18 protein-coding genes are annotated in these 16,717 nt (G+C 58.1%); 4 read left to right on the top strand and 14 right to left on the bottom strand.

All coding sequences use genetic code 11. From position 1 onward, the window contains the following. Nucleotides 1–440: 440 nt before the first annotated feature. Nucleotides 441–713 (bottom strand): WGR domain-containing protein, encoded by a 273-nt coding sequence (locus tag AC1Z3V_RS32895; RefSeq protein ID WP_483504278.1) that lies wholly within the window; start codon nt 711–713, stop codon nt 441–443. A gap of 144 nt (nt 714–857) precedes the next feature. Beyond that, nucleotides 858–1,343 (bottom strand): ProQ/FINO family protein, encoded by a 486-nt coding sequence (locus tag AC1Z3V_RS32890; protein ID WP_483504277.1) that lies wholly within the window; start codon nt 1,341–1,343, stop codon nt 858–860. A gap of 215 nt (nt 1,344–1,558) precedes the next feature. Between AC1Z3V_RS32890 and AC1Z3V_RS32885 the strand changes: the two genes are divergently transcribed. Next, the gene (locus tag AC1Z3V_RS32885; RefSeq protein ID WP_483504276.1) at nt 1,559–2,470 is read left to right on the top strand and encodes a nucleotidyltransferase and HEPN domain-containing protein; all 912 of its coding nucleotides are present in this window, start codon (nt 1,559–1,561) and stop codon (nt 2,468–2,470) included. Between the two features lie 30 nt (nt 2,471–2,500). Here AC1Z3V_RS32885 and AC1Z3V_RS32880 read toward each other — a convergent pair whose 3' ends face one another. From AC1Z3V_RS32880 to AC1Z3V_RS32860, 5 genes are all read right to left on the bottom strand, one after another. After that, nucleotides 2,501–2,872, bottom strand: a complete 372-nt coding sequence (locus AC1Z3V_RS32880) for a hypothetical protein (protein WP_483504275.1) — start codon at nt 2,870–2,872, stop codon at nt 2,501–2,503. Between the two features lie 112 nt (nt 2,873–2,984). Next, nucleotides 2,985–3,554, bottom strand: a complete 570-nt coding sequence (locus AC1Z3V_RS32875) for a hypothetical protein (protein WP_483504274.1) — start codon at nt 3,552–3,554, stop codon at nt 2,985–2,987. A 336-nt stretch (nt 3,555–3,890) separates the two neighbouring features. Continuing rightward, nucleotides 3,891–4,346 carry a helix-turn-helix transcriptional regulator gene (locus tag AC1Z3V_RS32870; protein ID WP_483504380.1) on the bottom strand — a complete coding sequence of 152 codons (456 nt, stop codon included), beginning with the start codon at nt 4,344–4,346 and terminating at the stop codon, nt 3,891–3,893. 595 nt (nt 4,347–4,941) lie between these two features. Further along, nucleotides 4,942–5,379, bottom strand: coding sequence for a hypothetical protein (locus tag AC1Z3V_RS32865; protein WP_483504273.1), 438 nt, complete (start codon nt 5,377–5,379; stop codon nt 4,942–4,944). Next, the gene (locus tag AC1Z3V_RS32860) at nt 5,372–6,085 is read right to left on the bottom strand and encodes a ParA family protein (RefSeq protein ID WP_483504272.1); all 714 of its coding nucleotides are present in this window, start codon (nt 6,083–6,085) and stop codon (nt 5,372–5,374) included. The genes AC1Z3V_RS32865 and AC1Z3V_RS32860 overlap by 8 nt, the downstream gene beginning before the upstream one ends. Nucleotides 6,086–6,743: 658 nt before the next feature. Between AC1Z3V_RS32860 and AC1Z3V_RS32855 the strand changes: the two genes are divergently transcribed. Genes AC1Z3V_RS32855 through AC1Z3V_RS32845 form a run of 3 tightly spaced genes read left to right on the top strand, consistent with a single transcriptional unit; the run spans nt 6,744 to nt 9,815 of the window. Next, on the top strand, nt 6,744–7,145 hold the full coding sequence (locus AC1Z3V_RS32855) for a plasmid mobilization protein (protein ID WP_483504271.1): 402 nt from the start codon (nt 6,744–6,746) through the stop codon (nt 7,143–7,145). Between the two features lie 3 nt (nt 7,146–7,148). After that, nucleotides 7,149–9,596: a conjugal transfer protein TraA gene (locus AC1Z3V_RS32850; protein ID WP_483504270.1), complete on the top strand. Its 2,448-nt coding sequence runs from the start codon at nt 7,149–7,151 to the stop codon at nt 9,594–9,596. 6 nt (nt 9,597–9,602) lie between these two features. After that, nucleotides 9,603–9,815: a hypothetical protein gene (locus AC1Z3V_RS32845; RefSeq protein ID WP_483504269.1), complete on the top strand. Its 213-nt coding sequence runs from the start codon at nt 9,603–9,605 to the stop codon at nt 9,813–9,815. A gap of 161 nt (nt 9,816–9,976) precedes the next feature. Here AC1Z3V_RS32845 and AC1Z3V_RS32840 read toward each other — a convergent pair whose 3' ends face one another. From AC1Z3V_RS32840 to AC1Z3V_RS32810, 7 genes are all read right to left on the bottom strand, one after another. After that, nucleotides 9,977–10,393 (bottom strand): helix-turn-helix domain-containing protein, encoded by a 417-nt coding sequence (locus tag AC1Z3V_RS32840; RefSeq protein WP_483504268.1) that lies wholly within the window; start codon nt 10,391–10,393, stop codon nt 9,977–9,979. Between the two features lie 56 nt (nt 10,394–10,449). Further along, on the bottom strand, nt 10,450–10,791 hold the full coding sequence (locus AC1Z3V_RS32835; protein WP_483504267.1) for a hypothetical protein: 342 nt from the start codon (nt 10,789–10,791) through the stop codon (nt 10,450–10,452). Between the two features lie 97 nt (nt 10,792–10,888). After that, nucleotides 10,889–12,985 (bottom strand): type IV secretory system conjugative DNA transfer family protein, encoded by a 2,097-nt coding sequence (locus AC1Z3V_RS32830; protein ID WP_483504266.1) that lies wholly within the window; start codon nt 12,983–12,985, stop codon nt 10,889–10,891. Next, on the bottom strand, nt 12,982–14,007 hold the full coding sequence (virB11, locus tag AC1Z3V_RS32825; RefSeq protein ID WP_483504265.1) for a P-type DNA transfer ATPase VirB11: 1,026 nt from the start codon (nt 14,005–14,007) through the stop codon (nt 12,982–12,984). Before virB11 ends, AC1Z3V_RS32830 begins: the two co-directional genes overlap by 4 nt. Further along, nucleotides 13,988–15,199, bottom strand: coding sequence for a type IV secretion system protein VirB10 (gene virB10, locus AC1Z3V_RS32820; protein WP_483504264.1), 1,212 nt, complete (start codon nt 15,197–15,199; stop codon nt 13,988–13,990). The genes virB11 and virB10 overlap by 20 nt, the downstream gene beginning before the upstream one ends. Continuing rightward, nucleotides 15,196–16,008: a TrbG/VirB9 family P-type conjugative transfer protein gene (locus tag AC1Z3V_RS32815; RefSeq protein ID WP_483504263.1), complete on the bottom strand. Its 813-nt coding sequence runs from the start codon at nt 16,006–16,008 to the stop codon at nt 15,196–15,198. Before AC1Z3V_RS32815 ends, virB10 begins: the two co-directional genes overlap by 4 nt. Then, nucleotides 16,005–16,700 (bottom strand): VirB8 family type IV secretion system protein, encoded by a 696-nt coding sequence (locus AC1Z3V_RS32810; RefSeq protein WP_483504262.1) that lies wholly within the window; start codon nt 16,698–16,700, stop codon nt 16,005–16,007. The genes AC1Z3V_RS32815 and AC1Z3V_RS32810 overlap by 4 nt, the downstream gene beginning before the upstream one ends. Nucleotides 16,701–16,717 lie beyond the last annotated feature (17 nt).

Here is a 16,717-nt window from a genome sequence, read left to right as displayed (position 1 = left end):
CATACTGTTGCCGCTTACCCATCTTGTTGCCGTCTCAAGGCTTCCTATCTGAAATAGCAGCCTCGACACGGAGCGCCGAGATGGATCAACAAGGTAGACAAGCGGTCTCCGACCATCCCATCGAAATCATACCGCCGAAGCGCGACAACAGGAGCGCGCGCGACACCGTCACCTACCTCTGTTGTCAAAAGCGCCCAGCGACGAGCATGGACTCAGACGGTTGTGGGATCTGTGAAGAGTGCCTGGCGTCCTGACGCTGTCAGCGTGCGCTTACCTGCACGGACTGCAGCGAGGTTCGAATGTCGCGATCGCGACTGCAGGCAATCCGGCCGCCGCGTGAGGTGCATCGCTCACCGTATTTGCTTCCAGGTTGGGTGGCTCTTCTCAGATCCCGCCTGGAAGCATTTTGCGGGCGGTCGCCCGCGCGCGGGGCGTCAAGATCAAGTTGTCTGTTTTTCTGGCCGCGCCCGCGTCCGCGGGCGATATCCGCGCCGCAGCTTGCGGCGCGCCAAATCAAGGAAGAGGCCGACCGCGTCTTCTTCGCGCGAAAACTGATGCGCCGCCGTTTGTCCGCGCGCGCCAATCCGTCCCCAGCGACGTGTGAGGCAGATTTCGCCGAAGAGGTTGCTGCCGATCTCGAGCGAATAAAAGCGCGCCATGTTCTTCATCGCGTCCGTGCGTTCTATATAGAGGCGATAGGGCTGCGTGATCATGCGCGCAGAGTCGCGCGTTGCGCCGCGCCCGTCCAACGAGAGTTATGAATCGATTGAGCCTGACTGATTCATTTTCGTGATGGACCGGTCTGTCGATGCGCAGCGATCGCCGCCCGCGAGCTGCCAAGTCGGGAGCCAGGGCATCTATCTGTAGCGCGGTTTTTCCTTCCTTCTCAGAAGGGCGCTCTGGATCGCCTCCGTCTTTGTCGGTTGAGCCGGAGATGCCGACTTGGGCTTGCTGGATCCGTCGCGCGCTTGGAAGCCTTCATACTTCCTGAGCGCATCCATCCGGTCAGCATCCGAGACAGGTTCGACCGGCTCGCCATTGATGTCATGGCGGACGGACCCGGCCTTTGCCACCGCCATCTGATAGCATCGCGAGTGCACATAGGTTGCCACTGCCTTGCGCAGAGCCGAGACGCTGACTTCCGGTTTCAGCAGGGGACGGACGTCATTCCAGAGCCCGAGCGCAAAGGGTCTGACCGGGTCACCAACTTTCGCCGGAAGGATCCCGATTGGCCGGGTGAGGAGAGCGTTGATCGCCGCGGTTTTCGCGACCTCTCGTTCGCGCGCCAGAACCGGCGCAGAGCGCGTTCGGGGAGATTTCGTCGCGTCCGCTTTCTGACCCATCGCAGCCCCCGCCAATCCAGGATGTCACGCTTTAAGAATACGTCATTCGACGGCACGAACCAGCGACATCCACTTGCGTTCCAAAGCATCTATAGCGTGCGTGCCGGAACGTGAAGTGCGGCGAGCCACGGCCCACCTGTGCCATCGAGGAGAAGCGCGCCTGCCTGATAATTCCTGTAGTAGACGGCGAGTCGTCTTTATCCTATCGGTTGCACATGAAAACGAGCCTGGAACATCTTCCCGAGAAGAAGCAGCGCGAGCTTGCCCGCGTTGTGGAAATCCTCCACGAGGAGTTTGCCGATGCGCTCGAGGGTGGCTCGGCCGACTTCAAGAAGCGCGGGCGGATCCTGAAGGTCATCCTGTTCGGCTCCTACGCCCGCGGCACCTTTGTTGACGAACCGCATACGATGAAGGGCTATCGCTCAGATTACGATATCCTCGTCATCGTCAATTCGAAGAAGCTCGCAGAACCGCAATACTGGGACAAGACGACTGACCGTCTCATATGGGACAAGGGGATCTCGACGCCGGTTGGGCTGATCGTCCATGGCGCCCGAGAGGTGAACAACTTCCTGGCCGACGGGCAATACTTCTTTGTCGACATCCTGCGCGAAGGTATCGTGCTTTACGAGCTCGATGACCGGCCGCTGGCCGAGCCGAAACGGCTCTCCCCAGCTGATGCGTTTCGATTTGCCAAGGAGTATTTCGATGACCGGATACCTCACGCCAGGGTCTTCTTAAAGACTGCAACGTTCTGCGTCAGGGAACAGGACCTCAAAGAAGCGGCTTTTCTACTGCACCAAGCGATCGAACAATCGTACGCGGCGGTTCTCTTGGTCCTTACCAACTACAGCCCGCCTTCGCACAATCTCAAATTTCTCCGCGGTCTCGCCGAGGATCGTGATCAGCGACTGGTCGAGGCCTGGCCACGGGACCAGCATCGCTATACCGCCTGGTACAACATTCTCAACGAAGCCTATGTGAAAGCACGCTACTCCAAGCACTTCGAGATTACCGACGAGGGGCTCGGCTGGCTGCTCGAGCGGACGAAGCATCTTCTTCAGCTTGTTGAGACAGTTTGTCAGGAGCGGTTAAGTGAACTCGCACGGGCAGCGGACGCGATCTAACTCTGCGCTCGCGCGCAAGTCAGCCCGTCATCAAGCCTCGGCTTTCGTCTTCGATCGGCCGAGCGGCGCGCCCATCAACGGTGCGACAGCCTCGAGCACCGCAGGCGCGATCTGAAATTGGCGCGCCATGCCGCGTCCCATGGAGTTCTTGCCCATTTCCTCGATCAGAAGGCCGCGCTCTACGAGCGGGTCGACCGTCTGGGCAGCTACGTTTCTTGCGAGACCGGTCATGTCAACGAGTTGTGCCAGCGTGATCGGCGAGGCGGTGGTATGCAGGTTCTCGACCACGATCACCGTCATGAGTGCGATCTGTTTGAGGCGGGCAGCCGACGTTTCGTCCTCCAGCGGATTGGCCATGATCTGCCTGGTGACCATAGTCAAAAGCGCAAGTTCAAACTGCATCGAATGCTCCCTCGAATTCTGGGTCAGTATAACAGGCGAGCTTCGCCGCAGTGATCGGGCTTTGGGCCTGCAACGACTTCAGCTCACGGGCCGAAGCTTCCCTCGGAGACGGTCAAAACCGCTCAAGCATTCTCTTGAGCTCTGCATTTTGCGCACGAAGCTTGTTTGCCAACAGGTGCCGAAGACGCTTGTTTTCCGCGTCAAGCGTGGCCAAATCGTCCGAGGTAGTCGCTGCTGTCACAGCCCTCGCCGGTGGCACATCTTTTGCGTTCGGAACAGGTGCCGGCAAGACCCGAGCAACTCGCTTTCGAGGAGCCTTTTTGGGGGCATTAACAGTCTCTGTTGCCGGCTCGATTGCGGTCGGCGCGGGCTCGGAAACCTCATCGGTGACAGCTGAAACGGATCCGAGGCTGCCTGCGCTTATCAGATTTGTCGGCGGCTCAAGAGCGACATCTTCTACCGCAAGCTCGCTTGCAGGAATTGAAACATTTGTGCCAGGCGCTGGTTCGCTGACGTCTTGAGCAGAGGCCTTTCCGGCCCTGAACAAATGATAGGATTGATCTTCAACCTCGCGGGCGAGCGCCTTGAGATCTGTGTCCCCCCAAATCGAGTTTCCTCCACTCTTTGGCAGGCGGCGACCGGATTTAAACTCAACAACGAATCTGCGTTGTGGTGTTTTCATGAGTACTGCACCTGAAGTTTGCTGATGTGCCGCATTCTACTGAGCCCCCAATACAGCGCAGAACTGCTCGTTTCAACGGTCCTGCGCGCGAACAGCTTCCTCCTCAAGCCGGACCACATTTACTCATATGCGTCAATGAGAAACCCCTAAAATTAGGGGGAACAAAGATGGTCAGAGACCAGAACGAAAGCGCAACCGACAGTTACGGTAACGGCGGGCCGCAGTATCAAGTAGAGCGAAGCCGGACGAAATAGACGTAAGGCACGTGACCAGGAGTCGCTCGGCCAAATTGCAGCGCACTCAAAGACAGGTGCTTCAAGCAGGAAGAGAGCTTTCTCACCTCTTAGCCACCGCAGCCGCTGGCTCCGCCGGCGTCATGCGCTTCAGGAGTCCGATCAGATCCCGCATGGTGTCATGCGGCAACTGCTCAATGAGTTTCGTCAAAGTCCGACGGTCCTCTGCTTCTTCAAGTGTCTTGCCCCAAAGGTGGGGAGCGGTTTCGAAAATCATGTCCATCGGCATGAAGCCCATCAGTTCACAGAGATGAATAAGGCGAGGAACAGTCATGCGCGACTCGGAGCGTTCGTATCTCCCGTAAACGGACACGGAAAGTCCAAGCAGTTGCGCCACCTCGGCGCGGGAAAGCCCCTTGTCCTCTCGCGTTTTCTTGAGGAAGGCGGAGATGCGCTCATCCATTTCATGTGATGTTTGGATGCCGTCGAAGCCAGTCTTTCGATAGACGGGCCGCTCAAGCTCGGGATCGGTTGTTTCCACCAAATCTCGAGCGCGCATATAGCTGCTTAAATCACTCACCGATCATACCCTCTTCTGCGAGCCGCCCTCGGCAGCCACTATGCACCCAGTTGCAGCAATTTGGCACGTCCATCCCAGATGAACGCTGCGGAGTCCACTATCTTTTTGGGGGAATTTTCGATGGAGAGCTTCCCTCAGGCCGTGAACCGAAATGCTTCAACATTGCCCGGAGATTCGAGCCTATTTGCGCCTAGAAGAGAGCAATCGGGAAAATAGCGCAACTAGCGATTCTTAGCGGCTATCCTCTTCCAACCTCCAGACTTCGCTCGGAAAACAGCTTCAATGTGTTTCGTTACTGATCCCGGCCGAGCCGCGTCGCCTGTCCGCTGGCGGAGTCTGTCTGAGAAACTCGAAGGCAGCGACCGACGTTAACCCAGAGCCAATACGATGCTCACGTACGTCTCATCTCGCCCGTGCGAGCAACTGCGGTCTCGCTTCAACATCCGTCGGCAAATGACGTTTTCGGGTATCGCAGCCGGATCCTGTTGGGCCAATTTGCTTTCGGTCAGAGCTCTTTTCCCCTGGGGCAATTCACCGAAGCGCAGCCGAAAGGGAAACCGTGGGCGATCTTCGGTTAATAGCCGTTATCTTTGAGATACTGATCGATTGCGGCCTGCATGATCTTGGTCATCTTCACGTCGTTTTCGAAGGAGGCTCTCTCCAGCCGTTTCTTCGTCTCATAGTTCAATGGGCAGTTGACGTAATGTTTGGATTCGCGATCGCGCGCCCTCTTCAGGTCACGGAGGCGAACTCTCGAATCTTCTCGCTGTAGCGCCTTGCTCACCGACCGCTCGCGCCGGGCCTCTTCTGTCGGTGCTATCAAGCGGCTTGGCGGTTGATCAGCCTCGACAGCGTGCGGCGCGGGGGCCTTAGACTGTGTTTCGGCGCCGACTTCCTCTGACGTCCGCTCCGAGTTCAGGAGAGCATCACCCTGTTTCGCAGCCGGGTCCACTGTGCGGCTGCGGCGCGGTGCGACCGCAAAGTCTGAAACCGTTGTTTGACCCTTAGCCATTCGCCGCTACCTCTTTCTGTCCTGCCAGCAGGTCCTCGATGTTCTGAATCAGGCTCATCACTTCGGCTCTCGCTTTCCTTACCGGATCCGTGAGGTCCAACATCTGCAAAGTGCCGTAGCCGTTTCGGATCTCACGATAGCAATTGCGCTCCATGAGTTCGGTCTCGAGCAGATAGGAGTCGTAGCCGCCTTCCCGCAGGTTCTCCACAAAAGGTCTGATCAGCCGATACGCTTCAAGCGCTCTGGCCGGCAACGTTATCCTGGTGACTAGATTGGCGTGGGGGATCAGACGGCCTACTTTGTCCGAGATATCGGCAGTGTCGGCCGCGGCCTGTCCTGCAGCTTTGATCTCGTCCTGGTTCGGCTGAATTGGCGTGAGCACGATATCTGATCCGGAGATGATCGCATCTCTTAGAACCGTGTCCTGGCCAGGCGAGTCGATAAGCACCACGTCGAACCTGTTCGCGTCGTTTTCCAAAAGCTGTTCGATAGCGGTTTGGCGCGCGGCGGTGACCAGCTCGATGTTTTCAGGAAGATTGTCTTTCGCCTCGCTGCGTTTCCACCATTCCTGCAGGTTTTGCCGACCGTCGGCATCGACGAGAAGGACGCGCTTTCCCTGCAGGGCATATTCCCCCGCGATCAGAATTGCTGCTGTCGTCTTTCCAGCTCCGCCTTTGCCGCTGACGGCTGAAATGCATAGAGGCATATGTGGCAACTCCTCTTGCCAGCCGATAGGTGTGTCTCGGCCGCTCGTTGGGTGTGCGGCTATTTCCAGGTCGACGCACACATGATGTGAGCAATCGCCCACACGATTTCGCAACATGCTACTACCATACGGTGTAGACGATCTCTGCCATTAAACCAAGTTCGTACCGTGTGAATAATCATTCCCATGGTATGTCAGTGTGTTCATGTGACCACATCGTGTGGAGATTCCGTGTTGCTAACTCGTGTGGAATTTTCACACGCCGGCGAATGCGGACATCTGACGGCTGCTCCTGCAGGCGCCGTCAGATCAGTGAACCCCGGAGCCGCGTAAGGCCGGCTTTGACGCTCGCACGGAAGCTGCAAGGGCGAAGAGCGGAGCGTCCCTTGCAGCTGAGTACGAGGGGCAGACAAAGGCCTTCAGAAGCGGATTTCGGAGGTGAACCCTGGTGAGCGTTCCCACGTTTAAAGGACCGGGCGAAGTCCCGGTCCTAGGAATTAAACGGGCGAGCGAAGCGAGTGCGGCTCGAAGTTGTTAGGTTGAGTTGATCTATATTGGGAGTGGCAGGATACGGAAAAATGTGCTACGCCTTTTCCTGCAATCGAGGGACGAGCCCTCGATCATCCGTCGCAAGCGCCAGTAGGGGGCCCACGGCCAAATGGATGAGGGGAAATTCAACGGTTTTCTTGAGCCGCCGAAGAAGGATCGCACTTTGCATGTGCGCGTCACGGATGACGAACATGCAGCGATCGAAACGGCCGCCGCCGCGGCCGGCATGACAGTCTCCAGCTTTTTTCGATCTTTGAATTTGGAAGGCGCCGGCGTTCGGCCAATCCTGACCGGCGATGATCGCTTGGTTATGGCGGCCTTGCTTGAGGACATGCGGATGATCGGCATCAACCTGAACCAAGTCGCGAGGGCGCTGAATAGCGGTCGGGGTGTCCACCCGAGCGAATTGGACATCAACCTTGAGAACGTGCAGCGGGTGCAGGCCGCCATCATGAGCGAGCTCCGTGGCCTGACCCGGCGAGCTGGTTATCAGCGCCGAGGGGAGAAGTAGCGCTTGGAAATCTTCTTCGGCGCATTCACCAATGAGTGGGAGCAGCGGCGCGCAGCGCTGTTGCATGAAATGTCGTCTGGTGGGCGTCGTGCTTCGGCCGAGGAAGAAATGCGCAAGCGCCTGAAGAAGATGGCGGAACTTGGCGTCGCCGGTGGCGGTGGGAGTGCGAGCGCCGGAACCGCCGCCCGAGGAGGTGCAGGGAAGGGGCGGAGCGGGCCTCGATCACCAGTTGCGCCGGCGAAAGCGGCGAGCCGTCCGATGAAGGTCAGGTTGGCGGCAGTTGCGAAGGGCAGCCAACCGGCCGTCGTGAAAATGGCGTCCTATGGCGGCGGCGCTCGCGTCGGTGCGATGCTGAATTACGTATCCCGCGGCGGCGAGCTGAAGGTGGAGAACGAGAACGGCAGGGTCCTCGAAGGGCGTGAGGAGCTGGCGCGGATCCGGGGAGATTGGGATCACCTTTTTCAAAACCGGGCAGAAAGTCGCGACATCGGAAGTTTCACAGTTGAGATCGCGACGTCGGCCTTCGCATCCGATGCGGCAATGCACGAGCTGGTGCGAAGTGCGTTGTCGAGTGGCTTTGGCGATCGCCGTTATGCCTATGCCGTGGAGAAACACGGCGACGGCTCTCTGACGGTTCAGGGGCTTGTAGTGCTCAGGAGCGGGCAGGGGGAGCGGCTAACAGGCGACGCCAAGGCGGCAGCAATCATCCAGAGCCGATTCGATGTTAGTTCGGCCGCTCGCGACGCTGAGGCGAAGTTCTCGTTTTATGGCTACGGCAATGGCGTCGAGTTCGGCGCCGGCCGTCTGCGCGACCTGGTCGATCGGCATCAGGATCTCCGCGACGAACGCGGTCGTCAAATCGCTGACGAGAAGACAGCGGGTGACCTGGTACAAAAGGAATGGCGCGGCGAGTTGCACAGCCGGAAGAGCCGCGACGTGATGCATGTCATCATGTCGGCGCGGGCGGGAACTGACGTTGCGGCATTCGAAGGGGCGGCGCGCGAGTTCCTGGCGCATCAATTTGCCGGACACCGCTATGTTTTTGCCATGCACGATCCGTCGAGCGATCCGAAGGAAGAAGGGGAGGGGGGCAAGCGCCCGCATGTTCATGCTCATGCGATCGTCGCGATGAAATCAGATTCCGGTGATCGCATTGAAACGACGCCAGCTGTGTTCCGGGAATGGCGAACAGTCATGGCCGAGAAGGCGCGCGATCATGGCATCGAGATGGAAATGACTGATCGGCGCGAGTTTGCCAGCCCACCGGCATTCACCCGCACACAGGTTCGACCGGTAAGCCGGGAAGGTCGCACAGAGCATGTCGGCACGAGCGAGCCTGCACAGGCGCGATATGACGCAAAGCGCAGCGGCCGGCGGACGGTCCCTCAGAGCGATAGGAGTCGGAAATACATCATAAAGGTGCAGAATTCATGGCAGTCGATCGCCCGGGTGAGCGGGGACCGTCAAATCGTAGCTTATGCCATAAGGCATGGAGAATACTTGCAATCTGGACTTTCTGAGACGCCGACGGAAACCAGAGACACCGTAATTCATGCTGATTTTGGATCGAATTTTCGCATCAATTTGGTTACATTGGAGGAGATGGTTCTGGAGGGTCAGCAATTGCGCGAAACGTCACGGGCAGAATTTGAGGTGTACGAGAAAAAGGTGGAGACGGCCTTGTTCAAGCTTGAGCGCTCCGTCGCGCCGGAGGATCGGGCTGACTTTGATGAAGTCGCGGGCCTAGCCCGAGATTTCGTCAATCAGAAGCGCGAGCTGGTGGACCTCTACGAGCAGCGCAAAGAAGCGTTGGCGGAGCAAGGTGGCGAAGAACCGCGCCATGCGCCGCGTGGTCCTGCCGATGCCGAATGGGATGCGGCAGTCGCGAAACACGGCCAAACTACTGTCGAGACTGGCAACGAAGCCATGCTTGACATCGATCACTACCGACAAGGTCTCGATCGGATCGAGACCGGAGAATTTTCAGCCGACAGCAAGCAGGCAATGCAGGCTGGGCTGGACCAGGCATTGGAGCGAGCTGCGAAAATGGCGGTCGAGGGCAACAGCTACCTTCGAGAAGTAGCCGAGCAGGATCCCGATCTACAATTGACGATCGATCAGGCGGAAAACAATGCCGATCGTCCGTCCGAGGTAAAGGACAAGGCAATGACTTCGACTGCCGAGACCGTTGATGAACAGCAGCGCGGTTTGCGTGCCGAGGATGCGGACCGGACGCCAACCGATAACGATGCGCCGGAAGTTCACGAACTCGGCTCCACCATCGATGCTACAAATCGACTGCAAGATCGGTTAAATAAGGATCGGGAAGCCGCACAACGTACCGGAGAGACACGCACAGATCCCGCCCAACAGCATATCCCTCGCCTCGAGGAGCTTGAGCAGGAACAGATCGAACAGAAGGAACGCGACCGCGACGATCGGGACCGTTAAGGCAAAATGTTGAACGAAAACCGGCAGCAATACGTCATCCAGACCAATGACGCGAAAGGCGAAGAAGGTGTCGGTAAGGCGATGGGCGTAATCGTGTTGTTCGTGATTTTTCTGGCTGCGGTTCAGTATGCCTATGAAGCGGTCATGTTTTGGTATCATGAGACGATAGCTTGGGTAAGTGAGACAGCGGCATACGTGGGAAGCTTCTGGCCGCTTTAGGTGCCGGTTTACCTATCCAGCTCAGCAAAGCAGGCCGACCCTCGTACCATCGGCCGGTGATCGAACCGCCCGAAATATGTCTCGACAGTCGACGGCAACCGCTCGGAAACTACGAGACGATCGCCGTCGTGGTACCTCGATTGCCCGAATAGATTCCGGTCTTACGCCGAAGACTCTCTTGCCAGGGTTTTAACCAGGTCAACGACCTTCCGTCGGACCTTGTCATCCTGAATCGCCACAAAGGCGCGATTGAGCGACAGCCCCTCGACAGAGTTCAGGAACTCCGTGATTTCCCTGCCGGCTCCCGACTCCGGTCCTTGCGAAGTCGGAGGGCTCACGGGTCCATCCTCGAAAAACCAAGCCACCGGGACGCCGAGAATGTTGGCGATGGCCTGTAGCCGGCTCGAGCCGACCCGGTTAGTGCCCTTTTCGTATTTCTGAACCTGCTGGAATGTGACGCCAAGCCCTTCGGCCAATGTCGTCTGGCTCATTCCCTTGAGCGTCCGCTGCAAGCGGATACGGCTGCCGACGTGAAGATCAATGGCATTTGGCGTCTTGGTCTGCAGTCTATGGGGCATCATGACCTCAATTGGATGCGCGGCTAAAGGAATGCGCCACGCCGTGAGAACGTAAATTACTGTCCTTTCTCTGTTACGATGTCGTCCGTGTGCACGCAAAGTGACACATCAGGCGTCTCGGGGAGACCTGAACCGATGTCCTGCAGCAGGCGCTGCGCGTCTTCATGAGCAGACACCAAGTCCGCGTTAGCGACCTGCCACGGCTCGAATAGCTCTAGGCGCCGCTCTCCGAGCGACCGATATGCGGCCTGGAACGCTTCGCAATCTTCCGGACTGAGTGAAGCTTTTGACAGCTTCACTGCCCATATATGCAGAATGACCCGCTCCTCGGCGTCCAGTGCATCCTTGGTTTCTTGAATCGCATGAAAGCGCGCCTCCACCTCCCGGTAGGCACGCAAGGCTGCAGCGGCTCTCTCTCGCAAGCGCAAAGAGATAAAGGGTCCATTTCGCCACCGCCATTCCCCCATTGGTTTCCCTATTCTAGAGCTCTGATCACTATTCGGCTGACACCCCAACCTCGACGGGATCAGGTATCGTCGTGTTGAAGATGTCGATGTAATTGCGGCGCGCAGTCGGTGACTTACCGCCGAGCTTTTCGACCTTCATTTCGACCGTCGCCTTGAACTGCGCGGCCTTTGGTGTCAGGCCGTCCTCAATCGCCTTTATCCGGGCTTCCGTGGCCGCAAGGCTTGCGGACGCTTCAGCCTCCGTCTTGGCAGGCGCCGACTTTGGGTTTGGTCGCAGCGCGTTTTTGTTGACGGTTCGCTTGGCGGTCGGAGCGGCGTTCTCCACTGGAGCAACGTCCAGCTTTGCGACAATCGGCTCGATGGTGGCGGCCGCCTCCAGTTTCTCTTCCTCCGCGGGCTTCGGCGAGAGCACCTCGACGGAAGGATCTCCAGCCCTCGCATATTCCGGGGTCGTGGCCGGAACGGCTTTCGGGGGCAGATATTCGACCTCCGGTACTTGCGGAATGTTGGCCTGCGAAAACGCCTCCGCCGACTTGAACGGCTGCGTTGCGAAGAACCGGAGCTTTTCGCCGAAGATCGGCCGTTGTCCTTCAATGAGCAGGATCATCTTGTTCTCCGGCATTTGCCGGACCTCCTGCGGCATCATCAGATCGCGTTCGCGAATCTGCTCCACTTTCGTGCGGCGAGGAAGGCCCAGCAATTCGATCGTGCGCGATTCTGACTGGTAGCGGATCGTGCGCTTCCCGAGCGCCCGGGAGGCATATTCGGCGGTGGCCTGGTCATTGGCGCCGAGGACGAGCTGATAGCCGCAATTGCCGAGCAAGGAATGCCTCGAGGTTTCGCCGTAGATCTCGTCGAGGTTCTTCAGGTCCTGGATGATGAAGGCGAGCTTGATGTTATAGCCGGCCACGTAGGGCAGCTTCGTCATGATCTCGTCCATCCGCTTCAACTGCCGAAACTCGTCGAGCAGGAAGTACACAGGGAGGGAGTTGGGATCGTGTTCGAGCGTGAGGATATCCATCACTTGCTGCACGAACAATGTCAGGAGCGGACGCAGCAGCGTAATATCAGTGATGTTGGGCGCCAGGTAGATCGAGATCGGTCGGCGCTTCATTGCCCGCAGATCCATGTCCGTGACATTGGTGGCGGCGACGATCCGCTCATTTTTGAACGGCCGCATGGCCTTTTGAATGTCCAACAGGGCTGAGGCGGCCGCCCGCTCGGATAGAGCGATGTAGGAGTTGAAGCTCTCGATGGTGAACTTCGACAGGTAGGGCTCTTTTCCCTTGATGTACTTCATCAGCGCCTGCAGATCGACGCCGCTGTTGAAGAAGGAGTTGACCTCGCCGAGATTCCGGCGGTCCCTATGGAACGGGCTTTCGGTGATGTAGCTGATCACACCGGCAAGGACTTGCTGTGCGGTCGCTTGCCAGACTGAATTTTCCGATGCCAAGTTTTCGGGCACCAGGATGCTGGCGATGTTTTGTATGTCGGTCGTCCGATTTCCGCGCTCGGAGCGCACGAAATCGAGAGGGTTGTAGCGATTGGTTGTTTCCGAGCCCGGTGCGAACAGGAAGACCTGGCTGCCGTTCTGGCGCCGATAGCCCGCGGTTGCCTTGAACACCTCGCCCTTGAGATCGGTTACGATCATCGAACCTTCATGCATGAGCGCATTCGGGATTACATATCCGGCGCCCTTGCCGGAGCGCGTCGGGCCGATGATCAGGTGATGCCGGTCGTCCTTGGTGCGAAGAATGCTGCGCCCGATGCGGCCGAAGATATGGCCCTGCTTGCGGAACCATTTCCCTCGCCGAAGCGAGGTCATGTCCTGAAAAGCAGCGTCTCCAAGGGGATTGGTGACCGGCTTGAGACCGATGTAAGCAACAAGACCAGCGACCAGCAGTGCCGGCGCGATCGAGCCAAGCGCGACCTTCTGCAGGGAAGGACTCGTCCGGTAGAGCAAGAACTGTTGAATTGGAGCAAAAGGATTGCTGGTGATGGTCGTTTCAAGAATCCGCCCGTCTTTATAGAAGAGCTGAAGGCCCAGGCCGTACCCAAGCATCCAGACAACAAACGCTATCCCGATGCAGAAGAGAAGATAGAAGGCCTGGAGCCCCTTGGTCATGTTTCATCCCGGGCAAAATAAATCTCAGAAACGCCGCGCTTGCCGCCCTCCCGGCGGAGCTGGATAACAATCGGGATCACCATCTGGATATACGACATGAGATCCTGCTTGGAGAAACCGGCCGACATGCCGGCCTGCTGCATCATCATGGCGAGCTGCTCATAGGCGCCCATAGGCGTATCCGCATGGACCGTGGACATGCTGCCCGGATGGCCGGTGTTAATCGCACGCAGAAAAGCGAAGGCTTCGGAACCACGAATTTCGCCGACAAACAGGCGGTCCGGACGCATGCGCAGCGATGACTCGAGTAGGTTTTGAATGGTCACATCCGCTGTGCCCTGATCGCCCTTCGACGCAATCATGTGAACCGCGTTTGCTTGAGGGGGGAACAGCTCACGCGTGTCTTCGAGCGTAATGATGCGTTCATGCGGGTTCACGCTCTTCAGGCAGGCATTGAGGAAGGTCGTCTTACCAGAGGACGTGCCGCCGCTAATCAGGATAGAGACCCGCTTGGTGATGGCGGTATGGATGAATTCATAGATCCGATTTGCGCGCAGATGCCCGATCAGCTCCCGGTCAATGTCGCTGAGGCCCCCAACGGCCACCGATACCTTTTCGAGTGAGCCATTGTCGCGATACTCCTCGAGCGTGAAATTGTTGACCACCTGCTTGCGGATCGAGATCGAGCCACCATCAGGTGTCGCGGGGGGCAGGACAATCTGAATCCGCTCACCCGTGGGGAGCGCGGCGCTGAGGATCGGCTTGGCACGGCTGATAAACTGGTTGGTTGCCGCAGCAACGCGCTCACCGATGTTCTGGATTTCATCGACCGTCAGCGTTTCGATCAGGTGATGCTCCATATGATCGGCGCCGAGTCGTTCGACGTAGACGTGACCCGGCTTGTTGACCGCGATCTCCACCACCTTTGGCTCGTCAAGAAAATGCTTGATTGGTTCGAGGGCGCGATTGAGGAAGTAATGCGGATCGCGCCTGGTGGTGGCGTTACCTGCCGCGACGTTCACGCTGAATCTCCTTCATCGCTTCGGTGACCGGATCATCGTACAGGGCGCCGAAATCGAGGTCCTGACGTACATAGACAAAGACGCGCTCGCCTTGGCTGACGCTGATGGTGGGAGGAATGCGGAGGTTTTCGCCCAAGACCTGGTTGGCCATGTCGGAGAAGGTCTCGGCGATCGTTTCGCGGGCCAGCTCTTCGCCGCGCTGTGCGTCGCTATCGTCATCACCGAACGCCTGGTCGCTTCCATATCCCGTCAGGAAGCTGGCGCCGGCGCCGACGACCGAAAGCATGATCGCCGAGCCAAACCGCTCACGCCATTTGTTGTCGACGTGGCCGGTCAAACCGGAGCGACCCAAGCTGTCTGCACCGATAGAGTTGAGCCGCACTGAGACGCCGTCGTCACGAAGAAGCCGGGTCCAGACGACAAAAATGCGTTTCTGCCCGCGCGTCACTTCGGCCTGGTATTCGCCGATGAGACGCGTCCCGGTCGGGATCAACACGCGCCGGCCGTCGAACGAATAAACGTCCTGCGATATGATCGCACGAATCTGACCGGGAAGGTCACTGTTGATAGCGGTTTCGAGAATTCCGGGAATCAAAGTTCCTTCCGGTATCATCGCGTCGATCCGCTCGATCTGCCGAGCCTTCGCGGTTCGGTCGGCAAGGCTCGAGGCCGTGGCCAGGTACTTGCTGTTGCGGTCCTCGCCGGCAACAGTCAGTCCGGAATCCCCTTCGTCCGACAAGTTTCCGCTGCCGGTCCCGTTTCCTTTTTGATCAAGCGAGATCAGGCCGGACTTATATCGTTCGGGAAATTCCTCGGCAGGCGCAATCTCAGCCGCTTGTTCAACGACCTCAGGGGGGGCTGGAACCTTGAACTCGGTCGTATCGACGGGCGCTTCTTCGACCGCCTCAGGAGGCTCAGGCAGCTTGATAACTTCCGGCTCGGGCTGCGGCTGCGGTTTTTCTTCGTCTCGCACAAATGATGGTGGTCGGAAGGTCGTGGTTTGAAACTCCTCGTCGCTGTCTGCGACGTCACGCGGCTTTTCGTTGGCACCGGCAAGAACGAAGTAGGCGGCCACGGCGCCGCCCACAATGAGGGCAGCCATGCCCAGGGATTGGTTGCGACCGACACGACGATTGCTGACGGCCGTTTCGTCGGCCGCCGTCATGGCTTCAAGTTCGGGGCTGATTTTCATTCGTTGCCGCTCCTTCTACGTTTCGCCGCCTTTGTGTCATGGACCGGCCCGAGTATGTCAGGGTCCGGAGCGCCGAAGTCGGGCTTGCGGAGGTTGAAGATGCAGGTCCATTGGTTGCCGTCGCGCAGCGTGTACTGCGTCGCAACGCCATCGACGACGATGTATTCGCCCTCTTTGCGGAAATTTCGGAGTGTCTCGGAAAAATCGGTCTGGACGGCAAAGATCGCCGGAACACGGCTGCCGAACTTGAAGAAGGTTTTCTTGCCGTCGTCAAAGATCATTGCCGGCTTCAAAGCCGGGTCGCCGGAAAAGGAATAGTCGATGTTCACGTTCGCCTTGTCGATGTTCGACATGTTCGGGTTTGCCGCCCGGTACTCGGCTTCTTTGCGGAGCGAAGCGTTCAGGTCTTTTTCGGGGTACACGAATCGGATCCCGAACACCTGCTTGCCGTCAGTCGGTGCGTGGTCGTTGAGCTCGAGAAAGTAAATCCTTTTGCTGGTCACAACGTTCATGTTGGTGGCGACATTCTTCGCGATCGGCTTCACAAACAGGATGTTGCCCTTTTCGGATGGCGCAACCTGCCAGCTGTCCGTGTCGCCTAGCGAGATCGTCTCGAACTTTTCGTCCTCGTCGAAGATGATCATAGTGGAAATGCCGTAGGTCGCGGAAACCTTCACGACGTTGTTGGACTGGTACACGACGCTGGTTACACGCGAGTCGAGCGAACCGGGACGGGGCGCTTGCGCCGCATCGACGTGAGTCATCATCGCGGCCGCGCATGCCACCGAGAGGAGGAGGCGTTTCATCACTCAGCGCCCCCTTGTGTCACCGTCTCCTGGTCGCGACGATAGTTATAGACCTGGAAACCCAAGGGGTTCTCGAAGCGCCATTCATTGGTCGCCGGTGTATCCGTATAGCGATGGCGGACGACGGCAATGTAATGCCGGACGATCGAGTCCGTGTCCGATTTTTCGGTTGTCGAAAACCGGACCAAGGCGGTGCTTGCATTCGAGAAGGTGACGGATTTGATATCGACGGTCACCTTTTTGTTCTTGCCCAGGACCCTTGCCGGGTTATTGGGATTTGCCGCGCTGTAGAGCTCCTGCAGCTCGCGAGCTGCATCGCCAGTGGAGAGCAGGGCGGCAATGCCGAAATTCTGCTCGATGGCAAAGGGATCGTAGCCTTCACGCGACCGAATGTAACGAACGACATAGGCCTGAGTTACAGCCTGCTGATCGGTGAGATTCGCCGGGCGCGTGAGACCGGTCTTAACTTCCATGTAACCTGTGTTTTTGTCGACCTCGACGATATAGGGTTCAAAACTCTTCAGCGGGACGAGCATCACCAAAGCCGTCAATGACAGCAAGGTTATCGCTGCGAAAATCGTCGTGACCAACCACGCGAGCGTGCGCGATCGCTTGGCCTTCTTCACGATCTCCTGCTCCCAGCGATCGCCATCCTGAAAATAGCTCCGAAGAGCTGTTTCGTTTGTTTCCGCCATTCGTTCTAGCCCTTAGG

This window comes from Ensifer sp. 38_S197 (genome assembly GCF_056924495.1).
The sequence above is the reverse complement of the archived record's forward strand: the minus strand, read 5'-3'. Positions and strand labels throughout refer to the sequence as shown.